The organism is Pseudomonas sp. B14(2017) (assembly GCF_002113255.1).
GTDB classification, from domain to species: Bacteria; Pseudomonadota; Gammaproteobacteria; order Pseudomonadales; family Pseudomonadaceae; genus Aquipseudomonas; species Aquipseudomonas putida_Z.
In genome coordinates, this window is the sequence record NZ_NEJY01000027.1 from 79,627 (window position 1) to 92,565 (window position 12,939).

At 64.7% G+C, this 12,939-nt stretch carries 14 protein-coding genes; 10 read left to right on the top strand and 4 right to left on the bottom strand.

The features are described 5' to 3' along the window. A complete protein-coding gene (gene fahA / locus CAG34_RS25065; protein WP_085593036.1) occupies nucleotides 1–1,293 on the top strand; it encodes a fumarylacetoacetase in 1,293 nt (430 codons plus the stop codon). A gap of 12 nt (nucleotides 1,294–1,305) precedes the next feature. Then, nucleotides 1,306–1,938 (top strand): maleylacetoacetate isomerase, encoded by a 633-nt coding sequence (gene maiA / locus CAG34_RS25070; protein ID WP_085593038.1) that lies wholly within the window; start codon nucleotides 1,306–1,308, stop codon nucleotides 1,936–1,938. Here the strand turns inward: maiA and CAG34_RS25075 are convergent. Beyond that, nucleotides 1,932–2,738, bottom strand: a complete 807-nt coding sequence (locus tag CAG34_RS25075; RefSeq protein WP_085593040.1) for a SirB1 family protein — start codon at nucleotides 2,736–2,738, stop codon at nucleotides 1,932–1,934. The two genes, maiA and CAG34_RS25075, sit on opposite strands and share 7 nt — an antisense overlap. A 124-nt stretch (nucleotides 2,739–2,862) precedes the next feature. On the opposite strand from CAG34_RS25075, the gene CAG34_RS25080 reads away from it, so the two are divergent. Beyond that, nucleotides 2,863–3,882 (top strand): Glu/Leu/Phe/Val dehydrogenase dimerization domain-containing protein, encoded by a 1,020-nt coding sequence (locus CAG34_RS25080; RefSeq protein ID WP_085593042.1) that lies wholly within the window; start codon nucleotides 2,863–2,865, stop codon nucleotides 3,880–3,882. Nucleotides 3,883–4,076: 194 nt separating this feature from the next. On the opposite strand, the gene CAG34_RS25085 is transcribed toward CAG34_RS25080, so the two are convergent. Beyond that, nucleotides 4,077–4,340, bottom strand: a complete 264-nt coding sequence (locus tag CAG34_RS25085) for a YebG family protein (protein WP_085593044.1) — start codon at nucleotides 4,338–4,340, stop codon at nucleotides 4,077–4,079. 586 nt (nucleotides 4,341–4,926) lie between these two features. Here CAG34_RS25085 and CAG34_RS25095 point away from each other — a divergent pair. Then, nucleotides 4,927–5,397, top strand: a complete 471-nt coding sequence (locus tag CAG34_RS25095; protein WP_025340608.1) for a phosphate-starvation-inducible protein PsiE — start codon at nucleotides 4,927–4,929, stop codon at nucleotides 5,395–5,397. Between the two features lie 3 nt (nucleotides 5,398–5,400). Here the strand turns inward: CAG34_RS25095 and CAG34_RS25100 are convergent, their stop codons facing one another. Both CAG34_RS25100 and CAG34_RS25105 read right to left on the bottom strand, forming a co-directional pair. Then, on the bottom strand, nucleotides 5,401–5,691 hold the full coding sequence (locus CAG34_RS25100; protein WP_025340607.1) for a DUF3509 domain-containing protein: 291 nt from the start codon (nucleotides 5,689–5,691) through the stop codon (nucleotides 5,401–5,403). Nucleotides 5,692–5,811: 120 nt separating this feature from the next. Then, nucleotides 5,812–6,159: an HPF/RaiA family ribosome-associated protein gene (locus CAG34_RS25105; protein ID WP_003260689.1), complete on the bottom strand. Its 348-nt coding sequence runs from the start codon at nucleotides 6,157–6,159 to the stop codon at nucleotides 5,812–5,814. 232 nt (nucleotides 6,160–6,391) lie between these two features. On the opposite strand from CAG34_RS25105, the gene CAG34_RS25110 reads away from it, so the two are divergent. The 6 genes from CAG34_RS25110 (at nucleotide 6,392) to CAG34_RS25135 (ending at nucleotide 12,763) form a co-directional block, all read left to right on the top strand. Continuing rightward, complete coding sequence (locus CAG34_RS25110; protein WP_085593048.1) at nucleotides 6,392–6,697, top strand: DUF3649 domain-containing protein; 306 nt, start codon at nucleotides 6,392–6,394, stop codon at nucleotides 6,695–6,697. After that, nucleotides 6,694–8,268: a PepSY domain-containing protein gene (locus CAG34_RS25115; RefSeq protein WP_085593050.1), complete on the top strand. Its 1,575-nt coding sequence runs from the start codon at nucleotides 6,694–6,696 to the stop codon at nucleotides 8,266–8,268. The genes CAG34_RS25110 and CAG34_RS25115 overlap by 4 nt, the downstream gene beginning before the upstream one ends. Next, nucleotides 8,268–8,594, top strand: a complete 327-nt coding sequence (locus CAG34_RS25120; RefSeq protein WP_085593052.1) for a DUF3325 domain-containing protein — start codon at nucleotides 8,268–8,270, stop codon at nucleotides 8,592–8,594. The genes CAG34_RS25115 and CAG34_RS25120 overlap by 1 nt, the downstream gene beginning before the upstream one ends. A 22-nt stretch (nucleotides 8,595–8,616) precedes the next feature. Next, on the top strand, nucleotides 8,617–9,174 hold the full coding sequence (locus tag CAG34_RS25125) for an RNA polymerase sigma factor (RefSeq protein ID WP_176240884.1): 558 nt from the start codon (nucleotides 8,617–8,619) through the stop codon (nucleotides 9,172–9,174). After that, on the top strand, nucleotides 9,171–10,154 hold the full coding sequence (locus CAG34_RS25130) for a FecR domain-containing protein (RefSeq protein WP_085593056.1): 984 nt from the start codon (nucleotides 9,171–9,173) through the stop codon (nucleotides 10,152–10,154). Before CAG34_RS25125 ends, CAG34_RS25130 begins: the two co-directional genes overlap by 4 nt. Nucleotides 10,155–10,372: 218 nt before the next feature. Further along, the gene (locus CAG34_RS25135; RefSeq protein WP_085593058.1) at nucleotides 10,373–12,763 is read left to right on the top strand and encodes a TonB-dependent receptor; all 2,391 of its coding nucleotides are present in this window, start codon (nucleotides 10,373–10,375) and stop codon (nucleotides 12,761–12,763) included. Nucleotides 12,764–12,939: the final 176 nt, after the last annotated feature.

Consider the following 12,939-nt stretch of genomic DNA (forward strand, 5'->3'; position numbering starts at 1 on the left):
ATGAACCAGACCGCCATTGCCCGTAGCTGGGTCGAGCACGCCAACGGGCACAGCGACTTCCCGCTGCAGAACCTGCCGTTGGGCATCTTCAGCCGGCCGGGTGAAGCCAAGCGCTGTGGCGTGGCCATCGGCGACGCCATCCTTGACCTGGAGGCGGTGCTGGCCGCCGGCCTGTTCGACGGTGCCGCCAAGGCCGCTGTCGAGGCCACCCGTGGTGGGGCCTTGAACGCATTCTTCGCCCTCGGCCGCAATGCCCGCGTTGCCCTGCGCGAGCGGCTGCTGGTGCTGCTGGGCGAACACAGCGAACACCAGGCGGCACTGCAGGCCGCCCTGTACCCGGCCAACGCCTGCCAGCTGCATGTACCGGCGCAGATCGGTGACTACACCGACTTCTACGTGGGCATCGAGCACGCCAAGAACGTCGGCAAGCTGTTCCGCCCCGACAACCCGCTGCTGCCCAACTACAAGTACGTGCCGATCGGTTATCACGGCCGCGCCTCGACCATCCGCCCGTCCGGCACCGATGTGCGCCGGCCCAAGGGCCAGACGCTGCCGGCCGGGCACACCGAGCCAAGCTTCGGCCCCTGCGCGCGCCTGGACTACGAGCTGGAGCTGGGTATCTGGATCGGCCAGGGCAACGACATGGGCCAGGCGATCCCGGTAGGCGATGCCGCCGAGCACGTGGCCGGCCTGTGCCTGCTCAACGACTGGTCGGCGCGCGATATCCAGGCCTGGGAATACCAGCCGCTGGGGCCGTTCCTGTCCAAGAGCTTCATCACCACAATCTCGCCCTGGGTGGTTACCGCCGAAGCGCTGGAGCCGTTCCGCTGTGCCCAGCCGGCACGCCCGGAAGGCGATCCGCAGCCACTGTCGTACCTGCTGGACAAGCGCGACCAGGCCGCCGGTGCATTCGATATCGAACTCGAGGTGCTGCTGCTCACCGAGCGCATGCGCGAGCAGGGCCTTGCCCCGTACCGCCTGACCCTGAGCAACACCCGCAGCATGTACTGGACCGTGGCGCAGCTGGTCGCGCACCACAGCGTCAACGGCTGCCAGCTGCAACCGGGCGACCTGTTCGGTTCGGGCACGCTGTCGGGCGCCGCGCCAGGTTCGTTCGGCAGCCTGCTGGAGATCACCGAAGGCGGCAAGCACCCGGTGGAACTGGCCAGTGGCGAGGTGCGCAAGTTCCTCGAAGACGGCGACGAGATCATCCTGCGTGCCCGCTGCGTGCGTGATGGCGTGGCCAGCATCGGTTTCGGCGAATGCCGCGGCACGGTCATCGCGGCCAACTGAGGAGGCACGGGCATGGAGCTGTACACCTATTACCGTTCCACCTCGTCCTACCGGGTGCGCATTGCCCTGGCACTGAAGGGGCTGGCCTACCAGTCCCAGCCGGTCAACCTGTTGCAGGGTGAGCAGCGCGGTGCGGGCTATGTCGCGGTCAACCCGCAGGGGCGCGTGCCGGCCTTGCGCACCGATGGCGGTGAGCTGCTGGTGCAATCGCCGGCGATCATCGAGTACCTGGAGGAGGTTTATCCACAGCCCGCGCTGCTGCCTGCTGCGGCCGAGGCGCGCGCCAAGGTACGGGGTGTGGCGGCGATCATCGGCTGCGACATCCACCCGCTGCACAACGTCAGCGTGCTCAACCGGCTGCGCCAGGCTGGCCAGGACGAGAGCCAGGTCAACCAGTGGATCGGCCACTGGATCAGCCAGGGGCTGGCGGCAGTGGAGCAGCTGATAGGCGATCACGGCTTCTGCTTCGGTGATGAGCCGGGCCTGGCGGATATCTACCTGATCCCGCAGTTGTACGCGGCCGAACGCTTCAATATCGACCTCGACAGCTTCCCGCGCATTCTGCGGGTTGCCGCCCTGGCGGCGGAGCACCCGGCGTTTGCCCAGGCCCATCCCGCCCGGCAGCCGGACAGCCCGGCTCAGTGAATGGAACGGTTCGCCGCCGGAAGCTTGCCGATACGCTCGGACAGTTTCAGGCGCTGGACCGGGTCCTCCGTCAGCAGTAACGCATGCTCCAGGTCGAAGCGCTCGGCCTGCGGGCAATCCAGGTGCTGGTAGAGCGAGGCGCGGGTCACATAGTCGCTGACCTGCACCGGGCCCAGTTGCATGACCCGCTCGGCATCGATCAGCGCCGCCAGGTGGTCGTCGTTGCTGATGTGCAACTGGCGCAGGTTGCGTGACAGGCGTTGCAGCATCTGCAGCGGGCTGGCACTGCGCATGTGCTCGGCGGTCAGCGCTACATGCGGGCCAAACTGGCGAGCCAGCAGCTCACGGCAATCGTTGGGGTACAGGCGGCGGCCACCACAGGGGTCGAGCAGGTGATCCGCACCTGGCACGCGCAGCAGGAAATGGCCAGGGAAGCCTACGCCCTCAAGAGGGATGGACAGGCGCCGGGCCAGTTCCAGGGCAAGGATGGCCAGGGCCAGCGGTTGGCCACGGCGGCGCTGCAGCACCTTGTCCATCATCGCGGCATGCGGGCGCAGCGGGTGGTATTCATCCTGCTGGAAGCCCAGGGCATTGAGTTGGCGCAGCAGTGGCTGGGCCAGTTCGCACAGCGGCAGCATCGGCAGGTTGGCGCTGATCTCGCGCTGCAGGTCATGCAGCTTGGCAAGGCTGGCCGCGGGCTCGACGCTGCGGTCGTGCTCGGCGGCAATCCATAATGCGGCTTCCAGCAGGGCGACGGGCTCGCGTTCCAGGCAGGCCAGGCAGGCTTGACGTGGCTTCATGGGGCTTCTCCACACACGCTTGAGTATTAGCCGCGGCGCGCGGTTTCGTCCAGTGGTCCGGCGGCGGCGCCAGCCCAAGGGCCATGCCTATACTGGAAGGAGCACCTCGTAGGGGAGCCTGTCGATGTTCGCGCTGATGCAAAGCACCCGTACCCAGTCGCTGCACTTGTTCACCCACCCGCCCACCGGCCTGAAGGCCGTGGTGGCTATCCACAGCGAGCAGTTAGGCCCGGCAATGGGCGGTTGCCGCTACCTGCCTTATGCCGATGATGAAAGCGCCATGGCCGACGCCATTCGCCTGGCCCAGGGCATGAGCTACAAGGCGGCGCTGGCCGGCCTGCCACTGGGGGGCGGCAAGGCGGTGATCATGCGCAACCCGCATGTGGAAAACCGTGCCGCGCTGTTCGAGGCCTTTGGCCACTTCATCGACACCTTGCAAGGGCGCTTCATCATCGCCGTGGACAGCGGCACCTCGACCCTGGACATGGACTGCATTGCCCAGAGCACGCCCCATGTGACCAGCACCACGGCCTCGGGTGACCCCTCACCGCATGCGGCGATGGGGGTTTTTGCCGGCATTCGTGCCACCACTTCGTTCCGCCTTGGCAGTGATGACCTGCAAGGGCTGCGGGTTGCGGTGCAAGGGCTGGGCAATGTCGGTTATGCGCTGGCGGAGCAACTGCATGCGGCGGGTGCTGACCTGCTGGTGAGCGACCTGGACCCTGGGCGGGTGCGGCTGGCGGTGGAGCAGTTCAATGCCCATCCGGTGACCAACGATGCGTTGATCAGCACGCCTTGCGACATCTTTGCCCCTTGCGGCGTGGGGCCGGTGTTGAACGGGCAGAGCGTGATGCAGCTGCGTTGCGCGGCAGTGGCGGGGGCGGCGAACAACCAGCTGACCACCTTGCAGGTAGCCGACCAGCTGGAGTCGCGCGGGATACTGTATGCGCCCGATTACGTGATCAATGCCGGTGGGTTGATCTACGTGGCACTTACCCATCGTGGCGAAGACCTGGGCACCATCACTGCGCACCTAGCGCGGATACCTTCACGGCTGACCGAAGTGTTTGGCCATGCACAGGCAGAGAAGCGCTCGCCGGCCCGGGTGGCGCAGATGCTGGCGGAGCGGTTGCTCTACGGCTGAGGGGCGATACCGGCTTTGCGGGCTTCTTCGCGGGCATGCCCGCTCCCACAGGAATACCCAAAACCCTGAAAACCTGCGCGGTCCCTGTGGGAGCGGGCGTGCCCGCGAACACGGGCGCAGCCCGTGCCATCCACCTTGACCGCACGGAACCTCAAGCCATGCGCAATCCTTGAAGAAGCGGCCAGTGCAGGCAATTACTCGGCCGTTGGCGCTTCGAGTAACTCGGCCAGCGCATCCGGCTGGCTCTTGAACGCCCGGGCGAACACATCGCGGTTCCTGGCCATGTAGATACCGGCTTCCTCGACCTGTTTCTCGCTCAGCGAGGGCACTGCCTTGTGCAGTACTTCGGCCAGGCGCTCGGCCAGTTCGAGCATCTTGTCGTGACGGTCTGCTTCGGCCTTATCCATGAACAAGCGCTCCGGGTCGCGGCTGCTGCGGTACACCACTTCGACGGCCATTCATCACCTCTATGCCTTTTGCTGGTTGCGTTTCGATTTACTGTATCTATATACAGTAATGGCAATGTTGATTGCTTCGCAAGCAGAAATTGTAGCGTGGTGCAGAGGGCTTACTGCTTCATGCCCAACTCAGCATCATCCATCAGCGCCTTGGCCATCCAGGTCCTTTCGCGGGTGAACCCACTCCCACAGGAACTGCATCTACCTCAAAGGCCTGTGGAGATCCTGTGGGAGCGGGTTTACCCGCGAAGAGGCCGGCCCAGACAACGCAACACTCAAACCTCAGTGCAAAGCCCGAGGCTCAGCGGGCATCTGCACCTGAACCAGTGCCGACTCAAGCAAAGCCCGCAACGTCTCCAGCTCATGCATTGAGGTCATCATCAGGATCGAAGCCGGCGATTTGGGCTGCAGTAGCAAGGCCTGATGCACCACGGTGGCTGCTCGCTTCTGGCAACTTGCCACGCCTCAAGGTGCCTTGCGGCAATCGGTCGCCTTCCAAGGCAGGGGCCTGGCCTTTTAACTGCATGGCACAAGCGTCACGCCGGTGACGCATCATCCTTCAAGACGTATCGGGGAATGGAACATCGTGAACATCAAATGGGCAGAAAAGCTGCGCAAGGGCCTGCACGGCTCGGCCGACTCGCTGGGCAACCTGTGCGTCGAGGCATTCCATTACCTGGCGCTGTTCGGCATTGGCGCGATCACCGCCTATGCGGCGGTGATGACGTTCCTGGACATGCTCGGCAAGGGCGGGGTCAGTGTCGATGACATCCTGCTGCTGTTCATCTACCTGGAGCTGGGGGCGATGGTCGGTATCTACTTCAAGACCAACCACATGCCGATCCGCTTCCTGCTGTACGTGGCCATCACCGCGCTGACCCGCCTGCTGATCGGCGACGTCTCGCACCACAAGGCGCCGGACGTAGGGCTGTTGTACGTGTGCGGTGGCATCCTGTTGCTGGCGTTCGCGATCCTGGTGGTGCGCTACGCCTCGTACCGCTACCCCTCGACCAAGGTACTGGATGCCAACGGCAAGGAAGTGGAGGAGGGCAAGTAGCCCTCAGTTGGCGATGAAATGGCGCGGCTCGTGGCGGGCGTCACGGGTCAGCGCGGCCAGCACCTGCAGAGGGTTCTGACTGTGTTCGATGGCCAGGCCCAGGCGGATGCTGTCGATCACCCGCTGCAGGCGCACCGGGTCATTGCGCTGGGCCTGGGTGATGAGGCGCTTGGCGACCACGCCAGCGTCGTCGGACAGGGTCAGCATGATGCTGCCGTCGAGGTTTGCAATGCTCAGGTTGACCCGGTATTCGGGGGCGAATGCAGCACTGATTCGTTCGAATGGGTTGTTCATGGTCATGCTTCTGCGGTGAATGAGTGCAGAAGTTGACCGGGGAAATTACCTGTTGGTTCAGCGCCATCGATCGATACAAACGAAAACGCCCGGCATCAGGCCGGGCGTTTGCATTGCCGATCAGGCGTCCGGGTCACTCAGTTCCAGGGCTCCGCGCTTGCTGCGCAGCTTGCCGTAGAAGTGTTCCAGCGCGTGGTTGAGCTTGGTGGCGGCACCATCGACCGCCTGGTCCAGCGAAGTGGCGGTGTGGGTCACGGAAATCGGTTGGTGGCCTTTGGGGCGAGCCTCCATCTGGCAGCGTTTGTCATGCGGTCCGGGCTTGGCGCCGTTCTCGTCGCGCAGGTGAACCTCGATGCGGGTGAGGTCGTCTTCGTAACGTTCCAGCGAGTTCTGCAGTGTGCTGCGGACCCACTGGTCGAGCCGGGCGTTGCCTTCGAAATGGTTGCTGCTGTTGACCTGGATTTGCATGATTCAATCCTTATTCAGCTTGCTCGCATGGAGACGCGCCTAGGCCTTTGAGACCCTTGGAATTTCTGCGCCTCTTGACTCTAAGGTCAGGCAACGGCGAAACGAATTCAAGCCCTTTTTGAAAATAAATTTCTTGTTGCATTCAAGGCAGCAGGCGGCTCATCGCTCGGCCTTTGCTTATGAGAATTGAAATCATTATTATTGCAGGCCCGAAAACGCCCGGACCTTCGCCATGACGCGCAAAACCGCCGGTCTCTCGCTCAGCTATCGCCTGGCCGTGACTTCACGCAGCCTGGCCGCGCTGCTGGGCGGCTACCTGCTGGCGTCCGTGGCCAGCGTCTGCATCACCCTGCTAGCGCCGCTGCCACAGGTCGATGCCACGCTCACCGGCCTGCTGCTGTCATTCGTCTTCTACCTGCTGGCGTTCATCTGGTGCTTCGCCTGCCGCAGCGCTTTGTGCGCCTGGCTGGGCGTGCTGGCGCCAAGCGTGCTGCTGGGGGTGATCAGCGGGTTGGCCTACTGGATGAAAACCCCATGAAAGAAGGCTTCCGCCAAGCCATGGCCTGGCTGCACACCTGGACCGGCCTGATCTTCGGCTGGCTGTTGTTCGCCATCTTCCTCACCGGCACGCTGTCGTATTTCAAGGAAGAAATCACCCACTGGTCGCAGCCAGAAGTGCGCAGCCATGCACTGGACCCGACCCATAGCCTGGAGGTGGCCCAGCGGTACCTGCAGGACAACGCCGGGCATTCGGGCACCTGGCTGATCCGCCTGCCCAACGCACGCGAGGCCGCCTTGAGCGTGGGTTATCGCGACCCCAATGGCGGGCCACGCGGCTTCGTCACCAAGACCCTCGATACCCAGACCGGCCAGCCGGTGGAGGCACGCGACAGTCGCGGTGGCGAGTTCTTCTACCGCTTTCACTTCCAGCTGCAGATGCCATACCCCTTCGGCCGCTGGCTGTCGACGTTCTGCGCCTTCATCATGCTGTTGGGGCTGGTCACCGGCATCATCACCCACAAGAAGATCTTCAAGGAGTTCTTCACCTTCCGCCCCGGCAAGGGCCAGCGTTCCTGGCTGGACGGGCACAACGCCATTGGCGTGCTGGTGCTGCCGTTCCACCTGATGATCAGCTACAGCAGCCTGGTGCTGTTCATGTACATGGTGATGCCGGCGGGCATCATGGCCAGCTACGGCAATGACACCGGCAAGTACTTCAACGACCTGTTCGGCCGTAACGATGCGCCCAAGGCGGCCCATGTGGCCGCGCCGCTGGTACCGTTGCCGAGCCTGTACGCCAAGGTGCAGGACCTGCAACCGGGCGCGCGTATCGGCCGTATCCAGGTGGAAAATGCCGGCGACAGCAATGCCCGCGTTACCTTCACCCAGTCCGCGGCCGACCATGTGGCCTATCGGCGCAGCGCCAATTGGACCTTCGATGGCGCCAGCGGTGTGCTGTTGAGCCAGGGTAAGCCGGAGAGCGGGGCAATGATGACCGCCTTCAGCTTTGCCGGCCTGCACATGGGCAATTTCGCCGGCCCTTGGCTGCGCTGGCTGTACTTCTTCTTTGGCGTGGCCGGTACCGCGGTGATCGGCACCGGGCTGGTGATGTGGCTGGGCAAGCGTCAGCTCAAGCATGCCAGGAGCGAACGCCTGCCGGGCGAACTGCGCCTGGTCGAGGTGCTCAATATCGCCAGCATGAGCGGCCTGTTGCTGGCCGTGGCGGGCTTCTTCTGGGCCAACCGCCTGATCCCGATGGGTGTCGAAGGCCGGGCCGACTGGGAGGTCAACGCCTTCTTCAGCGCCTGGGGTCTGTCGCTGGTGCACGCCGTTCTGCGCAGCGGGCGCCGCGCATGGGGCGAGCAACTGGCATTGGGCGCGCTGGCCTTTGCCTTGCTGCCGCTGCTCAACGGCCTGACCACCGGCCAGGGGCTGAACCATTCGCTGTCGGCGGGTGACTGGGCGATGGCCGGCTTCGACCTGACAGCGCTGGGCACCGGCCTGTTCCTGGCCTGGCTGGCCGGCAAGATGTTGCACAGCCCGAAACCTGTGGCCAAGCGGGCCCTGCGTGCAAAGAAGCCGAGCACTGAAACGGCGGAGGCGAGCTGATGCTGGGTAATGCACTGATCGCTTACGCCGGCTTCGTTGCCCTGTGCCTGGCCATGGAGAAGCACTTCGTCGACCTGCTCGGGTGCAAGCCGCGCCCCGGCCAGTTGCGGCTGTTGCGCAGCACCGGCTGGCTGTTGCTGGTGCTGTCGCTGGTGCTCAGCGTGCACCTGCGTGGCTGGGCCCATGGCCTGGTGGAGTGGACCGCAGTGATGATGGCCGGGGTGACCCTGTGGGTGTTCGGCCTGCCATACCAGCCCCGCCTGTTGCTGGGCCTGGCCGCCGCCAGCGTGGTGCTGGGGCCGTTGCTGGCCATGTTCGCCGAGTGATCAGGTGAGCGAGCCGGGCGACATGATCGAGGCGGATGCCGAAAGCGGCGGCGGGCGGGCGCGCTTCGTCCAGGTGTTCCAGGCACAGCGGGCACGCATGGAGGCCCTGGTGAGCCGTCGGGTCGGCTGCCGGGCCACGGCATCGGACCTGGTCCAGGAACTGTTCCTGCGCTTTTGGCGTCGCCCCGAGGTCGAGGTCGAGGCGCTGGACACCTATCTGCTGCGTTGCGCCGGCAACCTGGCCATCGACCACCTGCGCAGCGAAGGCAGCCGCGAGCGCGTGGCCGAAGCTGTGCTGCCGCTGGATGAAGCGGCCATGGCCCAGGCCCCGGAACAGGCCGTCGAGGTCGATCACGACTTGCAGCGCATCGACGCTGCCTTGCGCGCCTTGCCCGAGCGCACCCGGCAGATCTTCCTGCTAAACCGTATCCACGGCTGCAAGTACGGCGAGATCGCCAAGGCCATGCAACTGTCCCAGAGTGCTGTGGAAAAGCATATGATGCGCGCCCTCGAAGCGTGCAAGGCGAGTGTTGCCGAGCCCGCGTCCACCCCACGCCGGCCAGGGAGTGCCCGTCGATGAGCCGTTTACCGCCGATCACCGAGGCGCAGTCCCGGGCTGCACTGCAATGGCTCAGCCGCATCAACGAGCAGCCTGCGCAAGCCGAGGGCGCGGCGTTCAAGCACTGGCTGCTGGCCGACCCTGGGCACCGCGAGGCCTACGCCCAGGCCCAGGCGCTGTGGCAGAACAGCGCCGCCCCGGCGGCGCGCCTGGCCGCTGAAGAACAGGCAAGCCTGCAACGTTACCTGGATGCGATGGCCAGGCCGCCGGCCAGGCACCCCTGGCGGCAGCGGGTCGCGGCGCTGGCGGTGGCTGCGTGTCTGGTACTGGCCGTGGGCGTTGCCGGTGGTTGGCACCCGGGCCTGTGGCTGCAGGACCTGCAGGCCGACTACAGCAGTGCTGGTCAAGTTAGCCAGGTGACCTTGGCCGACCAGTCGCAGGTGACGCTGGATGCGGGGAGCGCGATTGCAGTCGATTTTGTGCAGGGCGAGCGCCGCGTGCGGTTGTTGCATGGTGCGGCGTTCTTCCAGGTCACGCATACCGGCGCGCCGTTCGTGGTGGAAGCTGCCGGCGGCGAGGTGCGCGTGCTTGGCACTCAGTTCGAAGTGCGCGAGCAGGGCGAGGGCGCCCAGGTCACGGTACGCAGCGGGCGCGTGGCGGTGAGCCCGGCACCGGGCGCCGCAGCGCGTGAACTGACGGCCAACCAGCAGGCGGCCTACGCTGCCGGCCGAGTCGGCGACACCCTGGCGGTGGACAGCGACAACCGCCTGGCCTGGCGCCAGGGCTGGCTGAATTACTACCAGGTGCCGCTGGCGCAGGTGGTCGAGGACCTGGGGCGTTATTACCCGGGGCGCATCCTGCTGCTCGATGATGAGTTGGGGCAGCGCAAGGTCAGTGGCAGTTTCCCCGTGGCCGAGCCGTTGCTGGCGCTGGATTCGCTAGGGAAGGTGATGGGCTTTTCGCGGCAGACAGTGCTGGGGCGGTTGACCCTGATCCGGTAGTCGCCTGTGCGGGCCTCTTCGCGAGTGAACCCGCTCCCACAGGAAGGGCGCAAGTTTTAAATCCTGTGCAGTACCTGTGGGAGCGGGTTCACCCGCGAAGAGGCCGGCACAGGCAAAAATATTTTCAGATAGCGGGTGAGGTAACAGGACGTGGCATCCGTGTAATGAGTGGAAGTGCGATTCATTCGCAGTCATATCCCTCTCACAGGTCAGCGTCCATGAAGTTCACCCCGCGTTGCGTCCCTCTCTGGCTCGGCCTTTCCGCGCTCCCGGCATTCGCTGTCGCCCCCCTGGCCTGTGCCGCCGAGCAGCAGCAGGCGTACACCTTCGCCCAGCCAGCGCAACCCCTTGCCCAGGCACTTGGCGCCTTCAGCCGCACCACCGGCCAGAGCGTGGTCTACACCCTGGAACTGCCAGGCGTGCAGGCGCCAGCGCTGAACGGCAGGTTCAGCGCCGAACAGGCCCTGCAACAGCTGCTGGGCTCTACCGGGCTGGCCTGGCGCCGCGTCGATGCACGCACGCTCACCCTCGAAGCATTGGACACCTCCGGCGCCCTCAACCTGCAGGCCATCACCGTGACCTCGCAACTGGACGACTACAGCTACCAGCCCCCGGCTACCGCCTCGATCATGCGCGGGCAGGGCCCTAGCCAGGACATCCCCCAAGCCATCAACGTGGTGCCGGCCCAGGTCATCCGTGACCAGGCCCCGCGCAACCTCGATGACGCCCTGGCCAATGTCAGCGGCATCACCCAGGGCAACAATTTCGGTGGCACCTCCGACACGGTGATGAAGCGCGGCTTCGGCGACAACCGCGACGGCTCGATCATGCGCGATGGCATGCCCATCGTGCAGGGCCGCAGCCTCAACGCCAGCACCGAGCGGGTCGAAGTGCTCAAGGGCCCGGCCTCGCTGCTGTACGGCATCCAGGACCCGGGCGGGGTCATCAACGTGGTCAGCAAGCGCCCGCAACTCGAGCAGTACAACGCCCTGACCGTGCGCGGGTCGACTTACGGCAGCGGCAAGAACGGCAGCGGTGGCGGGTTCGACAGCACCGGCGCGCTGGGCGACAGCAACTTCGCCTATCGCCTGATCGTCGACCACGAAGATGAGGACTACTGGCGCAACTACGGCGTGCACCGCGAATCGCTGGTAGCGCCGTCGCTGGCCTGGCTGGGCGAAGACACCCAGGTGGTACTGGCCTACGAGCACCGCGAATTTCTCTACCCCTTCGACCGTGGCACGGCGTTCGGCAACAACGGCCACCCGCTGGATATCCCAGCCACGCGGCGCCTGGACGAGCCCTTCAACGACATGGAGGGGCGTTCCGACCTGTACCGACTGGAAGTCGACCACCAGCTGGCCGATGACTGGAAGCTGCACTTCGGCTACAGCTTCAACCGCGAAACCTATGATGCCAGCCAGGTGCGGGTGACCGGCGTGAATGAAAAAAGCGGCACGCTGTCGCGCAGCATCGACGGCACCCACAACGCCATGAGCCGTGACCAGTTCGCCACCCTGAGCCTGGCCGGCAATGTGCAACTGGCCGGGATGCAGAACGACCTGCTGTTCGGTGTCGATCATGAAGACCGCAAGGTCTTTCGTGGCGACCTGATCCGGCAGAGCGCCCAATCTACCTTCAGCTACATGAACCCGATCTACGGGCAGGAAGTGGAGGGCACCACCGTCAAAGCCAGTGACAGCGACCAGACCGACAAGCTACGCACCGACGCGTTGTTCGTGCAGGACGCGCTGCACCTGGATGATCACTGGATCCTGGTGGCCGGTGCGCGCTTCCAGCAGTTCGACCAATACGCTGGCCGCGGCCGCCCGTTCAAGGCCAACACCGACATCAATGGCCAGGCGTGGGTGCCGCATGCAGGTATCGTCTACAAGGTGGACGAGCAGCTGTCGTTTTATGGCAGCTATAGCGAGTCGTTCAAGCCCAACTCCACCATCGCGCCGCTGGTCGGTAATGTGGTGCTTGACTCGTCGGTGGCGCCGGAGGAGGGCAAATCGTGGGAGCTGGGCGCCAAGCTCGACATGCCAGGCCGCCTTACCGGAACCCTGGCGTTGTTCGATATCACCAAGCGCAACGTGCTGGTTTCCAACTTTGATACCAGTACGCGCGAAACGGTGTACAGCAATGCTGGAGAGGTCAGCTCACGGGGTGTCGAGCTGGACCTGACCGGCCAGTTGAGTGAGCGCTGGAGCCTGATCGGCAGCTACGCCTTCACCGATGCGCAAGTGACCAAGGACCCGGACCTCAAGGGCAACCGCCTGCAGAACGTGGCCCGCCACAGTGGTTCGCTGTCGGCGGTGTATGACTATGGCAGCCTGTTCGGCGGCGATCGCCTGCGCATTGGCGCGGGGGCGCGGTACGTGGGCCAGCGCGCTGGCAACCCGACCAACACCTTCGACCTGCCGTCCTATACCGTGGCCGATGCCTTTGCCAGCTACGAGACCAGGCTCGACGAGCACAAGGTGCGGTTGCAACTGAACGTGAAGAACCTGTTCGACAAGGTTTACTACAGCTCGGCGGTGAACCAGTACTTTGTGGCCATTGGCGATGCGCGGCAGGTGAGCTTGTCCAGTACCTTCGAGTTCTAGGCCAGCCTGTACCGGCCTCTTCGCGGCTAAAGCCGCTCCCACAGGTACTGCACTGCCCTTGAGGGTGGCGCGGTCCCTGTGGGAGATTCTATGGTTGTGGGCAATGCTTTTTGCCCCCTTTGCTCATGTATTCGCCTTGAGTCTTCATCAAGGCGAATGCAATTCTGGCCAGCTTT

What these genes read in the sequence shown, in the direction of transcription:
- fahA (WP_085593036.1), top strand. Translation starts at nt 1, where the DNA reads ATGAACCAGACCGCCATTGCCCGTAGCTGGGTCGAGCACGCCAACGGG.
- maiA (WP_085593038.1), top strand. Translation starts at nt 1,306, where the DNA reads ATGGAGCTGTACACCTATTACCGTTCCACCTCGTCCTACCGGGTGCGC.
- CAG34_RS25075 (WP_085593040.1), bottom strand. Translation starts at nt 2,738, where the DNA reads ATGAAGCCACGTCAAGCCTGCCTGGCCTGCCTGGAACGCGAGCCCGTC.
- CAG34_RS25080 (WP_085593042.1), top strand. Translation starts at nt 2,863, where the DNA reads ATGTTCGCGCTGATGCAAAGCACCCGTACCCAGTCGCTGCACTTGTTC.
- CAG34_RS25085 (WP_085593044.1), bottom strand. Translation starts at nt 4,340, where the DNA reads ATGGCCGTCGAAGTGGTGTACCGCAGCAGCCGCGACCCGGAGCGCTTG.
- CAG34_RS25100 (WP_025340607.1), bottom strand. Translation starts at nt 5,691, where the DNA reads ATGAACAACCCATTCGAACGAATCAGTGCTGCATTCGCCCCCGAATAC.
- CAG34_RS25105 (WP_003260689.1), bottom strand. Translation starts at nt 6,159, where the DNA reads ATGCAAATCCAGGTCAACAGCAGCAACCATTTCGAAGGCAACGCCCGG.
- CAG34_RS25110 (WP_085593048.1), top strand. Translation starts at nt 6,392, where the DNA reads ATGACGCGCAAAACCGCCGGTCTCTCGCTCAGCTATCGCCTGGCCGTG.
- CAG34_RS25115 (WP_085593050.1), top strand. Translation starts at nt 6,694, where the DNA reads ATGAAAGAAGGCTTCCGCCAAGCCATGGCCTGGCTGCACACCTGGACC.
- CAG34_RS25120 (WP_085593052.1), top strand. Translation starts at nt 8,268, where the DNA reads ATGCTGGGTAATGCACTGATCGCTTACGCCGGCTTCGTTGCCCTGTGC.
- CAG34_RS25125 (WP_176240884.1), top strand. Translation starts at nt 8,617, where the DNA reads ATGATCGAGGCGGATGCCGAAAGCGGCGGCGGGCGGGCGCGCTTCGTC.
- CAG34_RS25130 (WP_085593056.1), top strand. Translation starts at nt 9,171, where the DNA reads ATGAGCCGTTTACCGCCGATCACCGAGGCGCAGTCCCGGGCTGCACTG.
- CAG34_RS25135 (WP_085593058.1), top strand. Translation starts at nt 10,373, where the DNA reads ATGAAGTTCACCCCGCGTTGCGTCCCTCTCTGGCTCGGCCTTTCCGCG.